A 19,880-nucleotide genomic window follows, 5' to 3' on the forward strand; every position below is an offset into this window, starting at 1 on the left:
ATCACCTTCTCTTTTCTTTTTTTAATTACATTTGTATATTATAATTAATGGATTTTAATTACAAGTCTAGTTATTTGTGCGTTTTTTCGATATAATTTTATTGTAAACATTTAGAAATTTAATGAGGTTTATAATTAGTTATATTTAAATAAGTGGTAAAACGAATATAGAGCGGAAGGCACCTTAGGGTGTCTTTATTTGCATAAAAACCCTCATCATCCTATGGGAATGACGAGGTCTTTAATATATATCCAATCTCTTCAATAATTTGTATTTTGAAATTCAAGAAAGATATTGATGTGCTTTTACGTAAGTAAATAGTTTTCTCTTGAGCTTATTATTGGTGTATAGAATAGTATTTGAAAGGAAGAATTTAATATTTCCATTAGGTGAACAGCCCGTTTATTCTTAAGAATTTAGTTGGAATAGTTGCTCATGTACAAAAGCTAGTTATTAGTGGTGAAATAAAGAATATAGGAGAAAAATTCATTAATCATCTTGAGAGAATAAGAAGAGGGCGTTCAAAAAGAACGCCCTCTTCTTATTTTATAAAACGAAAAACTAACGAGTGTAGAAAGACAAGAGAACAGCAGTGCCACACTAGAAAACGCAATGAGATACATATTATATTTCATAACCTGTCCAATTAGCTGATTACTGTCGTATTGAAACAGTCCTGCTATTATGTTGAATAAAAATAACACGATAAACATGACGACAACACCGTCTATTGATCCTTTAATGTCTGGTTTACTTAAAGCGATATGTGCGGAAATGCAAATGGCGATAAATAAAAATAACCAAAAGGAAGGATTCAATAAATTGCCGATTGTAAATAAGCTTTTCAATAATACAAACGTCGACAAGAGCATGTTTTGAATCATTTCTACATTAATAGAAGTAGAAGCAATCGTTTTGTCGAGAGTTGTATTAAATAAAAAATATGATTCTGGTACGAAATAGCGCATTAAAAGGATTAATGCAGTAATACCAGAAATAATAGGCCCAATGCCGATAAAGAAATTCCCAATTCGTTGATACACACTTTTTTGATTGTATTGATGTTGTATATAACCTAAAGCCCCTTGACTTGTATCTGTTGGGAAGAACTGAGTCGCCACAATTTTATGACGGAACAGTACGCACATAATGGCATGTCCAAGTTCGTGAATCGGAACACCAATCCAAGCCGTTAATAGGAATCCTTTTCTTCCAAAAGCTCTCGACCAATACATGCGTGTGAGAGATTCTAAATAGCCTAATAGAAATCCAATTACAATGATAACGCCAATTAAAGATAATAATTGGATTACGCTTGTAAGGAGTATTTGAAAAATTGAGTTTACCAATTCCATTTTCTTTCATCCAATCTGTTAAAAATATTATTTATTCTGTTTCATAATAGCATTTTTTTTCAAGATTGCTAGCACATATATTTTCTTTCGGAAGAAGGATTTCAGAATCTTTTTCTTGTAGTCATGTTTTATGTACAAATTCATATATTGAACTTGTAACACCCTATAAGGTATATGCTTAAGGAGGGATAAGAGAATGAAATGTCCGTCATGTCATACAGAACATGCAGTAGAGGCAAAGTTTTGCGGGAATTGTGGACATTCGTTAACGGAAGAAGTAGTGGCAAGTAGTGGCCAAGAAGAAGGGCCGGAACAAGCACGTGCGGCACAAGCAAAGGAAGCTCGGCCAAATGAAACGGTAGAACAAGCGAAGCGGTTTGCGAGCGGCTATTTTCAATTTTTTAAACATGCATTACAAGCACCGACAGCGATTATGAAAAGCGGCGCTATTGAAGTGCGAAATGGAATTGTAAGTCTTGTTCTTATTTGTTTTTTAGGAGCATGTATTTTTTATAGAATGATGAGTGCAGCATCAGCAGTTACGAGAACATTTGCACCAGATATATCTACTCCCACGTTTTTGGGAGAATCTATAACGGTCTTTTTCTTTTTATTAATTTTAACTTTATTTGTCGGATTTATTATTTTTGTAAGTGGTAAGATGATGAAATCATCTTTTTCGTTTCTTGAAGTATTTGGTATATGGGGAACGATAGCGACGCCGGCTATTGTCATATTAGTTCTTTCTTTTCTTTTTAGTTTTTTATTAATCTTTTTCTTACCGATATTATTATCGGTAGTTGCAACTTATATAGGGATTAGTATAACTGTAGCCGTATTAAAACTAGACAATGGCGGATTAGATCTCGTTTACACACTTATTATTGCAAATGTTTTAATTGGAATTGCAACGTTCATTGTACTTTGGTCTTACATTAGCACGATAATTCAAGCCTTAACACAGGGAATAACTGGCTTCTAATGAAAAGGTGGTTGACTGAATGAATGTATGTACAAAGTGCGGAGTTCAGTTTGAAGATGGTGTGCAATTTTGTCAAAACTGCGGGATGAAGAGGGGAAGTCCTGTAGTAAAGAAGAACATGAGCAGTGGTACAAAAGTTGGCATTACACTGTTAGCACTATTTGTTATAGCGATTATTGGATTGTATTTGTACGGATTATCGTATTATACGCAGGTGGCACAAGTAGACCGGATGATTACGATTTTACAAGAGCGGGACGGAGAGAAATTAGCTGAGATCGTTACGGCAGATGATCCATCGGTTATGATAACGAGAGAGAGTTTAACGCCTCTATTTTCATATATAAAAGAAAATCCATCTTACGTAAATGAATTAAAAGAATATTTGAGACAAGGTGAAAAACAACGGGACGGAATAGAAAGAGCTGATTTTTCATTAACGAAAGACGGAAAGTATTTTTTTATATTTGATCGGTATAAATTGAAAGCGAAGACGTACTATACAACTTTGCTTACAAATGAAAAAGGCGTATCGTTAAAAATGAACGGAAAAGAAATTGATAAGACAGATGACAAAAAGTTTGAGAAGCAATATGGACCATTTCTTCCGGGAAATCAAGTGTTTCAATCAGAATATAAAAATGACTATGTAAAACTATCACGTGAGGAAAAGGTTGTACTTATGAAACAAAGCCAAAATAACGTAACGATAGATTTAACGTTGCAAGGTCAATATATTACAGTTCAAACGAACGCGCCTGGTGCAACATTGTACGTAAATCAAAAACCGGTTACAGCGCTGGCAGGAGAAGAAATTACATGGGGGCCTGTAGCGACTGATGGAAGTGCGACGATTTATTTAGAACGAAATGGAGAAAGTGGACGGGAAACGACACAAGTAGAGACGGTAACGGCACTTTCGTCTTATAATCTTCCATTCCAAAAGAAAAATACAGAAAAAACAGTTGTTTATAACGTTACTCCAACGCCCGCGACTGGGTATGTATATAATGGTTTCATCTTTCCTGATAGTGATATTCGAAAATTAACGAGCGCAGATTTAACATATTTATCGAAAGAGCAGTTGAAAATTGCTAGAAATGAAATATATGCAAGGCATGGACATATTTTTCAAACGAAAGATATGCAAGCGTATTTTGCAAAACAGTCTTGGTATAGAGAAAATCCTTATTTTAAAGGAAAGTTAACAGATATCGAAACTTATAATATTGAACTAATCAAATCAAGAGAATAGAACACATGAAAAAAGGTACAGTGCATAACTGTACCTTTTTTATGGTTTTTTATCTGGACCAGGATCCCTTGAGAAAAAGATATGAAAGAGGAATGTGACTTTACTTGCTCCTCCTGATGTACTTGCTTGCACGTCAGATAATGCGTTAGATGTTAAAACACCTTCAGAATGAGGGGGTACGACTATTTTGAGAGTATCATCTGATTCTGATGATGCAGTAACTGTTATTGTATCATCAGATAAGTTTAAAATTTTTACAGTACCGATTGGTAAGATGGACTTGCCAGCGTGTGATGCGGAAGCAAAGCGAGAGCCTTTCCAAATCGTTTGTGGAAAAGTTTCATCATTAGATAACCAAGCACGAGCACTATAAATGGTTGCGTTAATAGAAAATTCTTGATCAAGCGACAAGGCGGGTTTTGGTTCTTTCGGTTCCTCTGGAAACTGAGCGAGAAGACCAGCGCACATGTATATTTCACCTACTTTCAATTGGTTACTGTTATAGCATATTAAACATGTTGTTTATAAGACACGACGGTTACCTATTCATACATAAGTTTGTGCACCAAATTTGAAGATGAAATTCTCTTTCTTTACAATGGAAGTAGGTGTTATTTCTATAAAATATGGAAAACGTAAAGAGTATGTAAAAAAGAAGGAGTGGTAAAGTGAACTATGTCATTATTGGCGGAGATGCTGCTGGTATGAGTGCAGCTATGCAAATTGTTAGAAACGATGAAAATGCAAATGTTGTAACTTTAGAAAAAGGTGAAATTTATTCATACGCTCAGTGTGGATTACCGTATGTCATTAGTGGTGCTATCGCTTCAACTGAAAAGTTAATCGCGCGCAACGTAAAGACGTTTCGTGAGAAATATGGAATTGATGCGAAAGTGCGTCATGAAGTAACGAAAGTAGATACGGAAAAGAAAATGGTGTACGCAGAGCATACGAAGACGAAGGATGTCTTTGAATTTCCATATGATCGATTATTAATTGCGACTGGAGTGCGTCCTGTTATGCCAGAATGGGAAGGACGGGAATTACAAGGCGTTCATCTTTTAAAAACAATTCCTGATGCTGAGCGCATATTAAAAACGCTAGAAACGAATAAAGTTGAAGATGTAACGATTATTGGCGGTGGTGCCATTGGACTTGAGATGGCAGAAACATTCGTCGAACTTGGTAAGAAAGTAAGAATGATTGAGCGAAATGATCATATCGGTACGATTTATGATGCAGATATGGCAGAGTACATACATAAAGAAGCAGATAAGCATCATATTGAAATTTTAACGAATGAAAATGTAAAAGCATTTAAAGGAAATGAACGAGTAGAAGCAATCGAAACGGATAAAGGTACGTATAAAGCAGATCTTGTTTTAGTGTCGGTTGGAGTGAAGCCAAATACTGATTTTCTTGAAGGGACAAATATACGTAAGAATCATAAAGGAGCAATCGAAGTAAATGCATATATGCAAACAAATGTGCAAGACGTATATGCAGCCGGTGATTGCGCAACACATTACCACGTTATAAAGGAAATTCATGATCATATCCCGCTCGGAACGACTGCCAATAAGCAAGGGCGACTTGCTGGACTGAATATGCTTGATAAACGAAGAGCTTTTAAAGGTACGTTAGGCACAGGCATTATTAAATTTATGGATTTGACACTCGCAAGAACAGGGTTAAATGAAAAAGAAGCAAAAGGGCTACACATTCCGTATAAAACGGTCAAAGTAGATTCTACAAATATGGCGGGCTATTATCCAAATGCAAAACCACTTTACTTGAAATTACTATATCGCTCCGATACGAAACAATTATTGGGCGGGCAAGTAATTGGAGAAGAAGGCGTAGATAAACGTATTGATGTGATCGCGATGGCACTTTTCAATAAAATGAGCATTCATGATTTAGAAGATGTCGATTTAAGTTATGCACCACCATATAACAGCGTTTGGGATCCAATTCAGCAAGCGGCAAGGAGAGCAGAATAGCACTTTTTAAAGTGCTATTTTTTTGTTAAAGGGGAATTATCATTTTTGTCGAATAAAGAGGATCGGGAAATAGTTACATATGTGGAAGGGGAGTTTTTTTATGATTGTAGCACTTCAAAAAGTTCAAGAATCAGAAAAAGAAATATTACGTAATTTGTACGCTTTATATCTTCATGACCTTTCTAAGTTCACTATGAATATAACTATCGGAGCGAACGGATTTTTTGAATACGAAGATTTGCATATGTTTTGGAAAAATGACGGAATCACGCCGTATTTTATAAAAGTTGATCATAGTATTGTAGGATTCTTATTACTACTGGAACGCCCATTTTTGAAGAAGGAAAATGATTTTGGTATTAATGATATTTTCATATTGAATCAATATAAAGGAAAAGGAATCGGTAAACAAGCTGTTGAGAATTTACTAGAAGAGAAAAGAGGACAATATTTCGTTATCGAACTTGTAAAAAATGTACCAGCAGTGTCGTTTTGGAAGAAAGTATATAAAAAACTGAACATTGAATTTGATGAGAGAGAGCAGTTAATTGATGATGAAGAATGTCTCGTTCAAACGTTTAAAATTTAATGAAATTGGTGTTCCTTTTATATTACTTTGAAATTTAACTTTATCCCGCTATTTGCGGACAGTAAGACCTCCACCTCAAAATTCAGCGAAAGCAAAGAAGTTAGGTGGGGGATCAACTGCCCGTAAAAGCCCGATTGGTTCAACTAATAATCAGTGGGGATGAAGACCCCTATTGATTAAAGTTTCGCTTTATTTTGAATATACCGTTCCCCCTTGAAAACATATTACTAATCGCTTATATTTTCATATAGTATTTATTTTTTTAATGAAGCAATGAACGAACCAGGGGGCGCAGTATGGCAATTAATATGAAAACAATCGAAGAATGGATTGTTGAATCAAATACAAGACATGAAGAAGACTTTGGACACGTTGTGGAAGAAATGAAAGAAGTATGTGTCGGACTTGATAACGCGACATTAATTTATACGAAAAATGTATTTTGTTTCGGTAAAAAAGTAGAAGTATTTTTCTTCTTCCAAGACCATGTCGTGATCGGACAAGAAAAAGACGAATATATTGAGATTGAAAAATTAAAGTATGATGATATTACAAATAGTAATTTAAAAACAAATGACAAAAATACAACGTTAGAATTAAAGTTTGCTAACGGACAATCTATTAATTTAGATAGTTTAAATGATAACTACGGTACGAAAAATTGGTTATTTGCTAGACAAATTAAGAGTATTTTTAAGTTAATCTAGTAAAAAGCAGACCTCAAAGGGTCTGCTTTTTACTTAATTCCTATTACACAAAGGCAACCTCTTTCTTCATAGCATTTCACACTTGTAAATCCTGTTTTATAAAATAGGTTTATTAATTCTTCATTCGTTTTCCATTTCTCCATATGATATTGAATTTTGAAAGTTTCAGCTACTAATAAAAAAGATCCATTCGGTTGTAAGACGCGAAATATTTCTTTTATATCTTGTTCCACATCGGGCCAAAAGTAGTGTGTTTGAAAAGCGGTTATGAGATCGAAGAAGTTTGTATTGTAAGGAATAGAGGAGACACTTGCCTGATGAATGATTACTTTTCCTTTTTTTACGTCCTGTATATTGGCTTTCTTTGAGTTTTCAACAGCTTGATCTGAATAATCAATTCCATATATTTTCCCAAATGGAATTCGTTTTGAAAGAGTATGTATTGTTTTGCCGCCGCCACAACCAATATCTAAAGTAATTGCATCTTTAAGTATATGTATTTTTTGTAATCCCCAATTTATTAATCTCGTATGTGCAGCGTTCATAATACAAAGCATGGAGGAACCAATTGTTCCGCTAGGATTTTTTGCTTGCTGAATTAACCGTTGTAAAATGCTCAAGTTAAATTCTCCTTTTATGTAAGAATATATACTCATTTCGCCTTTTATAAATTAAATCCTTTAAAAAAGCACGCCGATAGACGGCGTGCTTCTAACAATGCAAAGCCCCTTTTAACCAATTCCGCGCCCGATATGCCCCAACTGGAACTTGAATAAGAGATGTTTCATTCCCAGCATCTATTCCGTACAATTGATCACATGAATTTGTATCAAAACTAAGTAAAGGATGCCCGCCCATCCCCATCGCGGTCGCTGCAAAAACGAGTTTATGAACAAGTATACCTGCTTCCATTTGATGAATACGGTACCCTCTATAGCCTAATGCATTTGTATAATAATCTTTCTTTCCGACTACATGTAGGCAAAGTGATACTTGAAAAAGGTTTACGTTATCCATCGTCATACTAGATTGAAGAGGATAACGAAGGTCCCCATATCGAAGTGGTTGTATGGAATTCGTTTTACTGTTATAAGTGTAAGCGCCGTTTTTTATATCTTTTACATTATAGAAACATCCATATAATGAGACGCGCGCATTTTCATTTATATACTTACCATCAAGGTCGTTGGAATAAGGGAGGGAGAGGGTCGCTTCTTGTAGTAAAGTAGCGAGCTCGGCTGCATCCCATTTCGTTAAAGTAAAGTCAGCATCAGGGGAATACCGTTTTCTGCAAAGTTGCAAGAAATCATAAGATAAACGCTCTACTTTCGGCAGTTGTACAGCATGCTCATGATATTGATAGTGCTCTTCATGAGCTAGTGTTTGGAAGTGTGCTGTCGATTCGATCATAGAAGCTTCATTTATTTTTGTTATCATCGGATATTCATCTACATGTTTTGAGCGAACGAAATGTTCATGTGCGAGCGGCGGAATTTGTTGCAACAACTCATGAGAAGTAACTGTTTTATTTTCATGGTAATCATTGTGAAACCAATTAGTTTCTGGCTCTGTACTTAAAGGAATAACGGCATACACACTTTCTTCACCTTCTGACAATCCGAGTAAATGGTTCAGTGCACGGTCTAGAAATTGAAAGTATACGCCGTTCGTATAACCGAACTGTTTGGCACATTCAAGTAATTGTCCAATGAGAACCCCGCTATCTAATCCTTGAAGGCGATATGAAAAGTTATTGTATTTAAAGAAGTTTTTCCAAAACATAGTGGATACGAATGCGGCACCGAAACAATCATGTATATTACAGCGATTACCGAGTGCGTCTGCTAAATAAGAATCGAAATTTCCTTCGCGAAGTAAAATAAGTCGGTGATGCGCGGCGTCATAATGGTAAATGCCGTCTGGATAATCGTCAATCTTTAAATAGATATACAATTCATTCGGGTATAAGGCACCGCCTGAAGGAATGGATCTACGTAATACATTTCTCCCGCTATTTAGCTGACATAATTGTGTTACACCAAATGAATACCAAAGGTAGTGACCAATCTCATTTAGAGTAGGTGTAGTAGAAGAGTTCGATAAAGATAACGGGATTTCTAAGGCGAGCGGGATGGTAGGTACATTTCGATATAATTTATAAGGAAGCGGTGCGTCTTTCCAGTCCACCTCATGATTCGGCATAATTTCATCGATAGAGAAATGGAGATGATGTAAAAAAGTATTTAGCTGCATGAAATCCCTCCTTTACTATGGAAACGGATGTGGATGTGGATTTAATTTTTCATTTGTTAAAGGTTCGTCTGTATATCCAAGTGTCATCGGTATGGTATATACCCGGTCCAGTCCTGTAACCCGAGTAAGATGGTGTCCGAACGTCATCGGTAACATACCTGGAATAATAACTTTTACACAGTGTAGTCCGTTCTTTTCTATAAGGGGAACGGTTTGATCTACAACGATTACTTCAAGGTCAGATTGATGCAAACGATTTAAAAGTTGGTGGAGATCGGATGTTAAATCCATATCAAATGATTGTGATACATTCATTTCTTGGAACATTTGCACCGGTGCATCTTCTCGTAAAAGGAAGTGAAGACGTTCTTCCGTTTCTTTCAATCCATACAGCATACTATGGTCTTCCATTTTATTAACGAAATAAGGATCTTGTAAGCATTTTTCGTAGTATTCTCTTTTGTGCTCGAGCTCATCGTCTGTTATAAGTAACATGCCTGCTATTTCTTGAATGGCACTTTTTAAAGCTCGAATAGGATCTAAATGAGCGCCTCCTGCACAAACAACGTTCATTCCATTTTCACGCGTATTTTTTGCAATTACCCATAAGCTAGGGATGCCGTGTTCCATCGTCGCGTTAAAAGCGTGTAATTCATATCCGGTAATCGTACGTAACCGCTGGATCATTAATTGTAATTCTGTATCATTTGCTGAATTAAGATCAAGGCGGGGAAGAGGTAATTCGGCATACCAAGTGAGTAAGAAGGCATCACGCTCTACAATTTCTAAAATGCCGTGAAAAATCGCTTCTTCTAAACTACCGCCAATTGCACATCCATTTGATGTTTCATACACGAAAGCATCTCGATGACCGAGGCTATAATAAGCAATTGATTCAGGAACTAAAAGCGGTCTGTTTTGTGATAAAGAATATCCCCATACCCAGTTTTGCTCATAATCAGGATCAAACGGCTTAAATGGAAAATTATCACGATTGTAATGTTCATTTGTATGTACACCGAGTGTGAGGGGATTTAGTGCATGTTCCTCTAAATCATGAAAACTACCATGCACATTTGTCTTTTTCCCGCGAGGCGACATCCCGCAATATCGTTCTAAACCTTCTAAAATAGCAGTTGCTTCACTCACTGCAAATGAATGAGTTCGGCCTGCAACACCTTCATTTCCGAACATTAATGGCATGTTTATAATGACGTCAGCGAATGGTAATAATGAATGCTGCATTTTGCCGTTCAACATACCGACCCGATAATCTAAATAGTCTCTCGTTAAAAATGTGTTTAATTCATGAATGGAACGGCAGCGATACGTTTCGGTGCTTACTTTTAAACTCGGTTGTAAAGAAACTTCCGCCGCATCCGCAGTATCATCAGGTAAATTGCTACATACAGGACAGAGAGGATCTGGAAGAAAAGAATGCCGCGTACATTGTAATGTTTGTAAGTTTAGTAAAATAAGTTCATTTTCTAAAGAAGAATGGTTATGAGTTAATATTTTTTCTGTTTCTGCGCAAATAAGATGGCACATTTGTAACATTCCATTTTGGGTGGCACGTACATCACGCCTCGTTCCAATTTCGGCTTTAAAGGCATATTTCCGCTGTAGTTCCCACATTTCTTTTTGATCAAAGCCAGCGATAAAACGGCGTCCATCAGAACAATGGGAACATCCGGGCGTAAGAGGATGAATGTAAGGACCGATAATACCTTCGCCAAATGAAGTGAAACCACGAAGCCACGGAATATGATTTGAGCGAAAAATAAGTTCGGCATCATGATGAATAGTAGAAGGAGATCCGTCATGTAATACGAGAGCGAGATGAATATTTTCAGGGAGTTCTTCTGTAAGGGTATGTTGACGAATGATGGAATATTGTTCGCATAATTGATCATGTACATAGTCTGCAAGTAGGCCATCTCCTATAAGCAATATATTTTGAATCATAAACCGTCCTCCTTTGCAATTAATACTCCGTACACACCGTCTAAGTTTTCTTTCAAAAATGGTTCAATCGCTAAATCAAATACGAATGGATAAAAATTATGTTCTTCTAAATGTTGTAAGGCGAGTTGCAAAGATTGTACGCTTGGAATTTCTTCTTCCGCTTGTATTTCCACCCTAAAAGAATCAGTGTCATATAAAATAATAGATGAGTCATACAAAATATTAGCTCTGTAAGGAATTTCTTCATTTTGAACGTGAAAGAGTGATAGTTGTAGTGCGTTTCGTAACGCTAACGTCATATTAATATTAGATGCACCGTACCATCTATCATTTATACCAACCCAAACGGCTGGAAAACTGAGAATCTCTTCACTCATTGCGATTTTAGGTGTTTCATGAATTGTAGAGAGAGCTTCGTAATAAAATCTACAATGTTTATCGTGAATATCAGTTAAATCAATCGTTGTAAGTTCTTCTAGCATATGAGACTGCCGCTCATACAATTTATTGTTTAAATGTTGCTGTAGTGCCCGGTAAAATCCTTCTGTCATCGTTTCTCCAGCACCGATACCGATATCGTTATGTTCAGGAATAAGGCGGTGAATGATTTCTGCTACATATGTTTCAATTCCTGTTAAACCGGCTTCTCGGCGTGCTTCATTATGAGTCAATCCACTGCAAGTCATAAGAGGCAGAAGGTGAGCTGGGCCATCTGATAGTGGAGTGGCTACTTGAATATAGCACTGTGATAACGGTAATTGATATGAATCTTGTTCATCCCATACATGGAATATACCGGCTTCTTTAGAAGTTAATGAGTCAAAAAATCGGAATACATCAGTTGAAGTATGTTGGTTCGACCGATGCTCAAGTTTTTCAGAAAGATTTTCTATCGTATCAATTGTAAAACTTTCATCAGTTGCAAGAGGATGTTTTATAAAAGAATGCCACGTTCCTTCAAGTGTTTCATAGTTTAATAAAAAGAATTGTGCTTCTTTTTCCCGATGTGAATCATCTGCGACATGCTTAAATAATTCAAAAACGATTACATTTGTTAACATTGCAGATGTAATTGGTGAGAAGGAATCAGATGAATTTTCATTTTGTAAATTCGTTTCATGTAGTCGATGCCATGCGGATTCCCAGCATTCATCACGATTTTCCGTTACGACAGGCCCAGCTATACCGAGTGTAGATAAACAAATAGCTGGTATGAAATTCTTTTTCGTTTCTCTACAAATAGTGTGAACTGTTTGTAAACCATCAATGTCCCCATTTTGAGAAACATATAAAATCCAATCAAAAGGTTCGAATACTTCATGCAAGGGACGGTCAATTGTAGTATCGATTTCTTGAACAAGTACAGTGTTATCAACTTCATATGCACGTTCTATTAGCTCATGTATTCTGTCATAGTTTGTTTCATCCCGATCTGTAACGAGATAATGAAATGTAGGTAAACCAGATTCTAATAAAGAAGAAACTAAGGAAGTAAGCATATCCCCAGAACCAAGTACAAGTACATTTGCCCCGCGGTACGTTTCGAATTTTAAAGCACCTGAATGAGAATCAGCTTCTAAAAATTCAATTTGTGAAGCATATCTGTCGAGTAATGTACTGTTTAATTCATGAGGTGCATCTTGATTTACATCACGAACGAAACCATTTTCATATAAAACCTCTCCAATTTCAAATACACGATTTTGATAGGGGAGAGGGAGTCCATCAGTTATTTCTGCTAAAGAATAATTACCGTTAAACATGGGCATTAATTTTTCAATCCAGTCATAAATTCCATCACCGTCCATGCGAAATGAACTGGCGTTATTTCGAAAATAGACACCCCCGTTTGAATCGGGGAGGAAGAAAGTATCCTTATTTACTTTAAGTTTTGCATGAATTGGAAGGTTATTCATTTTAATCCTCCTTACGTTTAGGCATACATTATTACTTTATGTCATGAAATTTGTCCCGTATGAACACAATAAAAAAAGGCTGTAGAATGATTCATTCTACAGCCTTTAATAGATTTTAATCTATCAACCTTCTAATAATAATGACTTTGGATCTTCAAGCATATCTTTAACAGCAACAAGGAAGCTAACTGCTTCTTTACCATCAACAATACGGTGATCGTAAGATAAAGCAATGTACATCATTGGGCGGTTTTCCATACGCTCGTTATCAATTGCAACTGGGCGTACTTGGATTTTATGCATTCCTAAAATACCAACTTGAGGGCTATTTAGGATTGGTGTTGACATTAGAGAACCGAATACACCACCGTTTGTAATTGTAAATGTACCACCTTGTAGTTCTTTTAATGAAAGTTTGTTATCGCGTGCTTTCATACCTAAATTACGAATTTCACTTTCGATTTCAGCGAAGTTTAATTGGTTAGCATCGCGTACAACTGGAACAACTAATCCATCTGGAGCTGCTACTGCAATACCGATATCATAGAATTTTTTGATGATAAGCTCGTCACCTTGAATTTCAGCATTTAATAATGGGAATTGTTTTAATGCTGCAACAACTGCTTTTGTGAAGAATGACATGAAGCCAAGACGTACATCATGTTTTTTCTCGAAAGCATCTTTGCGTTCTTTACGTAATTCCATGATCGCGCTCATATCAACTTCGTTAAATGTTGTTAACATTGCAGATGTTTGTTGAACTTCTACAAGACGTTTTGCAATTGTTTGACGGCGGCGGGACATTTTCACGCGCTCAACTGGTTTTTCGAATTCAGTTTTTGCAACTGGAGCAGGAGCTGGGCTCTTTGGAGCAGCTGGTGCTTCTTTTGGTGCTGCAGCATGAGCTTGTACATCATGTGGTCTCACGCGTCCAAGTGGATCTGTGCTACGTACGTCGTTTAAGTCGATTCCTAATTCACGAGCCATTTTTCTAGCAGCTGGTGATGCGATAGGACGGTTCGTATTTGGTAAGCCTTGTAGACCCGTAGTTTGTTCAGCATTTGGAGCCGCAGCTTTCGGTGCTTCAGCTGTTTCTTGTTTTGGTTGCTCAGCAGCCGGTGCAGGTGTACTTACTGCAACTGGTGCTCCATTAGCATCTAAAATTGCGATAGTTGCGCCAACTTCAACTGTATCCCCAGGTTCGCCTAGTAACTTCGATACAATACCTGAATCTTCTGCAATGATTTCTACATTGACTTTATCAGTTTCAAGCTCAACAACGCTGCCACCTTTCTCAACTTTGTCGCCTACGTTGATAAGCCATTGTGAAATAGTTCCTTCGGTAATAGATTCTGCAAGCTCAGGTACTTTAATTTCGATCATTTTAAATGTCCTCCCCTTATTTGCCTAACGGTGTGTTTTTTCTTCTTTTGTCTTCGGTAATCTCCATTTGTTAGCCTGGCCTTGGGCAGATATTCTGCCCAAGGAACAAGCTAGAAACCTTCATTGTTACTTTTTAGTTGCTGTAAACTTCAATTTCTTGTTTATCTTGACGGAAGTTATACTTCACATCTAAAGCATGTGCAACAATTAGTTCTTGCTCAGCTTTGTGAGCGAATGGATCGCCTCCAGATGGACTAGAGCGATCAGGACGTCCAATGTAACCTGTTTTCACTTTATCTCCAGCAAGTTCGAACAGAATTGGAGCCATGTAATGCCATGCGCCCATATTACGAGGTTCTTCTTGAACCCAAATGATTTCTTCTAAGTTTTTAAAGCGTTTAATAATAGATTGAACTTTCTCAGCAGGGAATGGGTACAATTGCTCAATACGAACGACATGAACTTCGTCTAAGTTGTACTCATGTTTACCAGACTCGATTTCTGCTGCTAAGTCAATCGCCATTTTACCTGTACTTAAAACAAGACGTTTTACTTTATTTGGTTTCATACCAAGGTTTTCTTGTTCTAAAGCAGGTTGGAATCGTCCTTCGCTTAACTGATTAGCAGTTGAAAGCGTAAGTGGGTGACGTAATAAACTCTTCGGCGTCATCAGTACTAATGGTCGAACAGCTTCTGTTCCTAAGATAGATGCTTGACGACGCAGGATATGGAAGTATTGTGCCGCGCTCGTTAAGTTTGCAACTGTCCAGTTATTCTCAGCAGCTAACTGTAAGAAACGCTCTGGACGTGCACTAGAGTGCTCTGGTCCTTGACCTTCATAACCGTGTGGTAATAGAAGAACTAAACCAGATTTTTGACCCCATTTTGCTCTTCCAGCTGAAACATATTGATCAAATAATGCTTGCGCAGTATTTGAGAAGTCACCATATTGCGCTTCCCACATAACAAGAGTTTCTGGAGCGAATACGTTATAACCATATTCGTAACCAACAACAGCAGCCTCTGATAACGGACTGTTATGAACAGAGAACGAAGCATTAATGTTTGGTAAACGGTGTAATGGTGAATATGTTTCGTTTGTATCAGTATCGTGTAATACGATATGACGGTGTGCGAATGTACCACGCTGTGAATCTTGACCAGTTAAACGAATTGGCGTACCTTCTTGTAAAATAGAAGCGAATGCTAATGATTCAGCAAGTGCCCATTCAATTTTACCGTTCTCTTCAAGAGCATCTTTACGGCGCTCAAGAATTTTCTTCACTTTTGGATATACGTTAAATCCTTCTGGCCAAGATAGTAGACCTTCATTAATTGCACGAAGTGAGTCAAGTTCAATACCAGTATCGATTGGTTGAATACCTTTTGCAACAACATCTGGCACTTTAACGTGAATTGTTGCATCACCCGTATCAGCTGGTGGTACTTGTGCATAGTCGGATTTTAATTGCTCTTGTATAAACTGTGTAATTGTTTCAACTTCATCTGCATTTAGAACACCAGCAGTTTGTAATTGATCTGCGTAAATTGCTCTTACAGTTGGGTGATTTTTAATTTTTTTGTACACTTGTGGTTGCGTAACTGCTGGGTCATCCATTTCGTTATGACCGTAGCGGCGGTAACCAATTAAATCGATTAAGAAGTCTTTTTTGAACAACATGCGATATTGAATCGCAAGGTTAGCAGCAGCAAGACAAGCTTCCGGATCATCAGCGTTTACGTGAACAATTGGAATATCGAAACCTTTTGCAAGGTCACTTGAATATTTCGTAGAACGAGAATCATAGCTATCAGTCGTGAAACCAACTGCATTGTTTGCGATAACATGAATCGTTCCGCCTGTTTGATACGCGTTCAATCTGCTTAAGTTCAACGTTTCAGATACAATACCTTGACCAGGGAATGCAGCATCACCATGAACTAAAATTACGAATGATTTTGAAGTATCTTGATCTGGAAGACCAGATTTTTTACGATTCTCTTGAGCAGCACGTGCGAAACCTTCTACTACAGGATTCACGAACTCAAGATGACTCGGGTTATTTGCTAATGTCACGCGAGTGCTAACTTCTTCGTTACTAACGACTTGTTCTCTACCTAGGTGGTATTTTACGTCGCCAGTCCAGCCAGAATTGGCTACTGCGCCTTCTATTTTTGCATGTTTGAACTCAGCAAACATGTGACTATATGGTTTTTCTAATACGTGAGCAAGTACGCTTAGACGACCGCGGTGAGCCATACCAATCATGACATCCTCTACGCCGTTCTTAGCACCTTCTAGAACAATTTCATCTAAAACAGGTACAAGCATATCAACGCCCTCGATAGAGAAACGTTTTTGCCCAACGAATGTTTTATGCAAGAATTGCTCGAAACCTTCAACAGCTGTTAAACGTTTTAAAAGAGCAGTTCGTTTTTTATTTGATAGTGGTTGACGCAATGAATTTGATTCCACCATTTGATGCAACCACGCGCGTTCTTCACTATCTTGTATATGAGAAAATTCATAAGCTAAAGATTTTGTATAAACGTCTTTTAATCTATGAATTACATCAAGTGCAGTGTGAATACCTTCTGGTGCATCTTGCCATACTGTTTTCGCTGGAATCGCTTTCAAGTCAGCATCGCTCAGTTCACTCATTGCTTTCTCAAGAAGTGATTGTCCATTTGCAGCATCTTCCATCGGGTTAATGTGAGCCAACGTATGCCCGAAAGAACGAATTTGCTCAACAAGTTGAACGACTTTAAGAATCTTTTCAATGTTACCTGTGTTTTGAGGAGAAAAATGTGTTGCTGTGTTGTCCCCTGTTACGACATCATCTTGAAACGAAGGAGCTCCAAAAATTTCAAAAAGCTCTTGTAATTCCGGATCAACAGAACCTGCTCCAGTTACGTAAAGATCATACTGCTCAATAACATAACCAAGGTTCGGACCGTGGAACTTGGCCCAAGGGTTTGTCGTTGTATTCTTCCTCGTCATTTGTTTAAACCTCCCAATGCATATAATCCTTTTCCATACAAAGGTGCATTTTGCTCTTTTTCAATAAGTAATGAATCAATAATCAATGTAAATGTTTTCTTTACTCTTATGTTATTACAATAATTTACATAATACCAAACACTATTACTTATCTGTTTTGTAAAAAAACATTCACAATAACTTATCACCCAAGTTAATCTTTCACTTTATAAAGTAATTTTACAGAAAAATGGGGTGGATATATTTGGTATGCCTATACTAATAGCTATAATTGTTGCATTTAAATATAGGTATAATAGTTAGAATGTTTTGATAAAATTTAGTTTGAATTATGTATATTGAAATAATAAGCGCTTTCATAGATATTATACAACAATATAACGGAATATAGTATAAAAAATAAAAAATTATGAATTTATCGTAAACTTTATTTCGATAGTGTTAAATATCGAAAGGAAAATGAAGGATTTCTACAAAAAAAGTTGCTAAACATAAAAAATGCTCCATAAACAGTTAGTTTCTATAAATATGACGAAAAACACCGTAAAACAAATAACGTATTTCGTGAAATAAAGAAATAAATGAAATATTTTAAAAGGATAAAACAAATATGAAGATATTAAATTTTAAAAAAGGTGAGGAGGAAATATAGTAACGATTACATACAGTGTTCCATGTTTTATTACAAAATAGACGTGCTGAAATCGAACAAGTTTCTTCTATATAAATAGAGTGAAAAATGATTGGGATAAATGTAAAGTAACCTTGATGTAAAGGTTGCTTTACATATATACTCGATATATGGGAGGAGGGAGAAATTTCCTTGGAAAATAAAATGGTCGAATACCGAAAGAAATTTGGACTATCTCAAGAAAAACTGGCTGAGAAACTCGGGGTTTCCAGACAAACCATCATTTCAATTGAAAAGGGGAAATACGATCCATCACTTCCGCTAGCCTTTGAAATAGCAAAAACATTTCAAACAACGATAGAACATGTATTTATTTATGAAGGAAAAGAAGAGGGGGAATAGGGATGAATTATTCACAAAAGTACTTTGTAATTATGGGTGTTATTTTTCTATTTATGAGTGGATTTATGATATTAACAGGTATAATGACGCATTCTGCACCGCCAGCTATAACGTATCCATTGCTTGGGATGATGATTATGAGTTTCTGTCTAAGCTACTTACACCCGCAATTTAAAGAAAAAGACGAGCGAATGAAACTTATTCGTTATAAAGGAATGTTTGTAACCTTTTTTGCATTAACAGCATATTATCTTCTTTTCTCTATCGGCTTAAACTTAAAAATACTTACACTATCTGCTACTGAATTATTGAATATACTTATGGCACTTACAATGAGTACCGTCTTTATCTCATTTGTTGTTTTGGCAAAAAGATATTAAGATGGAAGAGAGAAAGGAAGATTAACATATGCAAATGATGTATGCTTTTGGCATTGGGCTTGTATTATTTTTAGCGGTATTCTTATTTATTCGTAAAGACGTTCAAGGCGGGACGTTAACGAAACGAGGATTTTATAAAATGATCGGCTGTTTAGTTATTATGTTTATTGCGATTATTGTAATGATTGTTTTAATAAGTCGGTCACTATAGAATGTAAAAACGGAACCTTACTGCGGTAAGGTTTTTCTTTATTATTCAACCTAAAAATTACCACTAAATCCATTTACTATAAATGACTTGTATTATATAATCCAATGAAATGATAGATAAGGAGTGTAGTATATGAATAAAAAAACTATCTTCTATTTATTAACTTGTCTACTACTTGTAGCTAGTACTACTTATATAATATGTAACAAACGAGAACAAGTGCCACCTATGTTAGTATGGGACGAACAAGAATACTATGTTACGAATGAATCTGCCAAAATAGAAGAAGTTGGGCAAAAACTTGGCGAAGTAACAAAGAAAATTAAAACAAGTAAAAACCTACTAAAAATAAAGAATCTAATACATTACAAGAGAAAACAGAAGTATTCACAATGATTGAGGAAGAAAAAAGTGATTACCCGCCTTTAATCATAAAGGAAGCTTATAGTGATAAATATAGGGTAGTGAGGCCGATGTTGAAGCAAGTATTATGATGAAAAGGAGATTCATATGCAGACAGTAATTTCGTATCCGTGGGTGTTAAGAAAAACTTTTTCCTTTGTTTTATTTTGTCCCCTATCGGTGCCGCTTGCATTTTGATGAATAGAGGAGCAATACAAAAGAGAGATTTCATTTTATATTTATTATTTGCTGCTATTAATATATATCTTTGGTTATCGCTTATGATCTTTGATCGGAGTATGTGGAAGGTAGTAGGGAACAGAAAATGTGGTTCATTTGTGCTACGGATACAGATTGATAGAAGAGAGGCCTTGTAGGAATGCTGCAAGGTCCTTTATCTTTTGGGAATTAATAGAAAACGAATCATATAAATGCTATACTAAAA

16 protein-coding genes and 2 pseudogenes are annotated in these 19,880 nt (G+C 36.3%); 10 read left to right on the plus strand and 8 right to left on the minus strand.

Going from position 1 to position 19,880, the window contains the following annotated elements:
* Positions 1 to 521: 521 nt before the first annotated feature.
* The gene (locus tag N2V79_RS06520; protein ID WP_088024948.1) at positions 522 to 1,355 is read right to left on the minus strand and encodes a hypothetical protein; all 834 of its coding nucleotides are present in this window, start codon (positions 1,353 to 1,355) and stop codon (positions 522 to 524) included.
* A 196-nt stretch (positions 1,356 to 1,551) separates the two neighbouring features.
* On the opposite strand from N2V79_RS06520, the gene N2V79_RS06525 reads away from it, so the two are divergent.
* Positions 1,552 to 2,337 carry a zinc ribbon domain-containing protein gene (locus N2V79_RS06525; RefSeq protein ID WP_340719723.1) on the plus strand — a complete coding sequence of 262 codons (786 nt, stop codon included), beginning with the start codon at positions 1,552 to 1,554 and terminating at the stop codon, positions 2,335 to 2,337.
* A gap of 19 nt (positions 2,338 to 2,356) precedes the next feature.
* Entirely contained in the window at positions 2,357 to 3,592 is a 1,236-nt protein-coding gene (locus tag N2V79_RS06530) for a TcaA 3rd/4th domain-containing protein (RefSeq protein WP_340719724.1), read from the plus strand.
* 39 nt (positions 3,593 to 3,631) lie between these two features.
* Here the strand turns inward: N2V79_RS06530 and N2V79_RS06535 are convergent, their stop codons facing one another.
* Entirely contained in the window at positions 3,632 to 4,060 is a 429-nt protein-coding gene (locus N2V79_RS06535) for a hypothetical protein (protein ID WP_340719725.1), read from the minus strand.
* Between the two features lie 200 nt (positions 4,061 to 4,260).
* Here N2V79_RS06535 and N2V79_RS06540 point away from each other — a divergent pair, with 200 nt between their 5' ends.
* From N2V79_RS06540 to N2V79_RS06550, 3 genes are all read left to right on the plus strand, one after another.
* Complete coding sequence (locus N2V79_RS06540) at positions 4,261 to 5,595, plus strand: CoA-disulfide reductase (RefSeq protein WP_001110229.1); 1,335 nt, start codon at positions 4,261 to 4,263, stop codon at positions 5,593 to 5,595.
* Between the two features lie 100 nt (positions 5,596 to 5,695).
* Complete coding sequence (locus tag N2V79_RS06545) at positions 5,696 to 6,184, plus strand: GNAT family N-acetyltransferase (RefSeq protein ID WP_064532952.1); 489 nt, start codon at positions 5,696 to 5,698, stop codon at positions 6,182 to 6,184.
* A 296-nt stretch (positions 6,185 to 6,480) separates the two neighbouring features.
* The gene (locus tag N2V79_RS06550) at positions 6,481 to 6,891 is read left to right on the plus strand and encodes a DUF3908 family protein (RefSeq protein WP_000996808.1); all 411 of its coding nucleotides are present in this window, start codon (positions 6,481 to 6,483) and stop codon (positions 6,889 to 6,891) included.
* 29 nt (positions 6,892 to 6,920) lie between these two features.
* On the opposite strand, the gene N2V79_RS06555 is transcribed toward N2V79_RS06550, so the two are convergent.
* The 6 genes from N2V79_RS06555 to odhA all read right to left on the minus strand — a co-directional run bounded on the left by N2V79_RS06555 (position 6,921) and on the right by odhA (position 17,409).
* Positions 6,921 to 7,511 (minus strand): class I SAM-dependent methyltransferase, encoded by a 591-nt coding sequence (locus N2V79_RS06555; protein WP_340719726.1) that lies wholly within the window; start codon positions 7,509 to 7,511, stop codon positions 6,921 to 6,923.
* Positions 7,512 to 7,602: 91 nt separating this feature from the next.
* Positions 7,603 to 9,144: a SagB family peptide dehydrogenase gene (locus tag N2V79_RS06560; protein WP_340719727.1), complete on the minus strand. Its 1,542-nt coding sequence runs from the start codon at positions 9,142 to 9,144 to the stop codon at positions 7,603 to 7,605.
* Positions 9,145 to 9,159: 15 nt separating this feature from the next.
* Positions 9,160 to 11,109 carry a TOMM precursor leader peptide-binding protein gene (locus N2V79_RS06565; RefSeq protein ID WP_340719728.1) on the minus strand — a complete coding sequence of 650 codons (1,950 nt, stop codon included), beginning with the start codon at positions 11,107 to 11,109 and terminating at the stop codon, positions 9,160 to 9,162.
* Positions 11,106 to 13,025, minus strand: a complete 1,920-nt coding sequence (locus N2V79_RS06570) for a putative thiazole-containing bacteriocin maturation protein (protein ID WP_098678810.1) — start codon at positions 13,023 to 13,025, stop codon at positions 11,106 to 11,108. The genes N2V79_RS06565 and N2V79_RS06570 overlap by 4 nt, the downstream gene beginning before the upstream one ends.
* 123 nt (positions 13,026 to 13,148) lie before the next feature.
* Positions 13,149 to 14,408 (minus strand): 2-oxoglutarate dehydrogenase complex dihydrolipoyllysine-residue succinyltransferase, encoded by a 1,260-nt coding sequence (gene odhB, locus N2V79_RS06575; RefSeq protein WP_000569893.1) that lies wholly within the window; start codon positions 14,406 to 14,408, stop codon positions 13,149 to 13,151.
* Between the two features lie 133 nt (positions 14,409 to 14,541).
* The gene (gene odhA, locus N2V79_RS06580) at positions 14,542 to 17,409 is read right to left on the minus strand and encodes a 2-oxoglutarate dehydrogenase E1 component (RefSeq protein ID WP_075718293.1); all 2,868 of its coding nucleotides are present in this window, start codon (positions 17,407 to 17,409) and stop codon (positions 14,542 to 14,544) included.
* Positions 17,410 to 18,232: 823 nt separating this feature from the next.
* Here odhA and N2V79_RS06585 point away from each other — a divergent pair.
* The 5 genes and pseudogenes from N2V79_RS06585 to N2V79_RS06605 all read left to right on the plus strand — a co-directional run bounded on the left by N2V79_RS06585 (position 18,233) and on the right by N2V79_RS06605 (position 19,812).
* Positions 18,233 to 18,442 carry a helix-turn-helix transcriptional regulator gene (locus N2V79_RS06585; RefSeq protein ID WP_000428506.1) on the plus strand — a complete coding sequence of 70 codons (210 nt, stop codon included), beginning with the start codon at positions 18,233 to 18,235 and terminating at the stop codon, positions 18,440 to 18,442.
* A 2-nt stretch (positions 18,443 to 18,444) separates the two neighbouring features.
* A complete protein-coding gene (locus N2V79_RS06590) occupies positions 18,445 to 18,822 on the plus strand; it encodes a hypothetical protein (RefSeq protein WP_048564894.1) in 378 nt (125 codons plus the stop codon).
* A gap of 28 nt (positions 18,823 to 18,850) precedes the next feature.
* The gene (locus N2V79_RS06595) at positions 18,851 to 19,033 is read left to right on the plus strand and encodes a DUF3976 domain-containing protein (protein WP_001178297.1); all 183 of its coding nucleotides are present in this window, start codon (positions 18,851 to 18,853) and stop codon (positions 19,031 to 19,033) included.
* A 132-nt stretch (positions 19,034 to 19,165) separates the two neighbouring features.
* Positions 19,166 to 19,527, plus strand: a pseudogene (locus N2V79_RS06600) (hypothetical protein).
* 16 nt (positions 19,528 to 19,543) lie between these two features.
* Positions 19,544 to 19,812, plus strand: a pseudogene (locus N2V79_RS06605) (hypothetical protein).
* The last annotated feature ends 68 nt before the right edge of the window (positions 19,813 to 19,880 follow it).

It is taken from the genome of Bacillus sp. CH_70 (assembly GCF_038007045.1).
GTDB lineage: Bacteria > Bacillota > Bacilli > Bacillales > Bacillaceae_G > Bacillus_A > Bacillus_A cereus.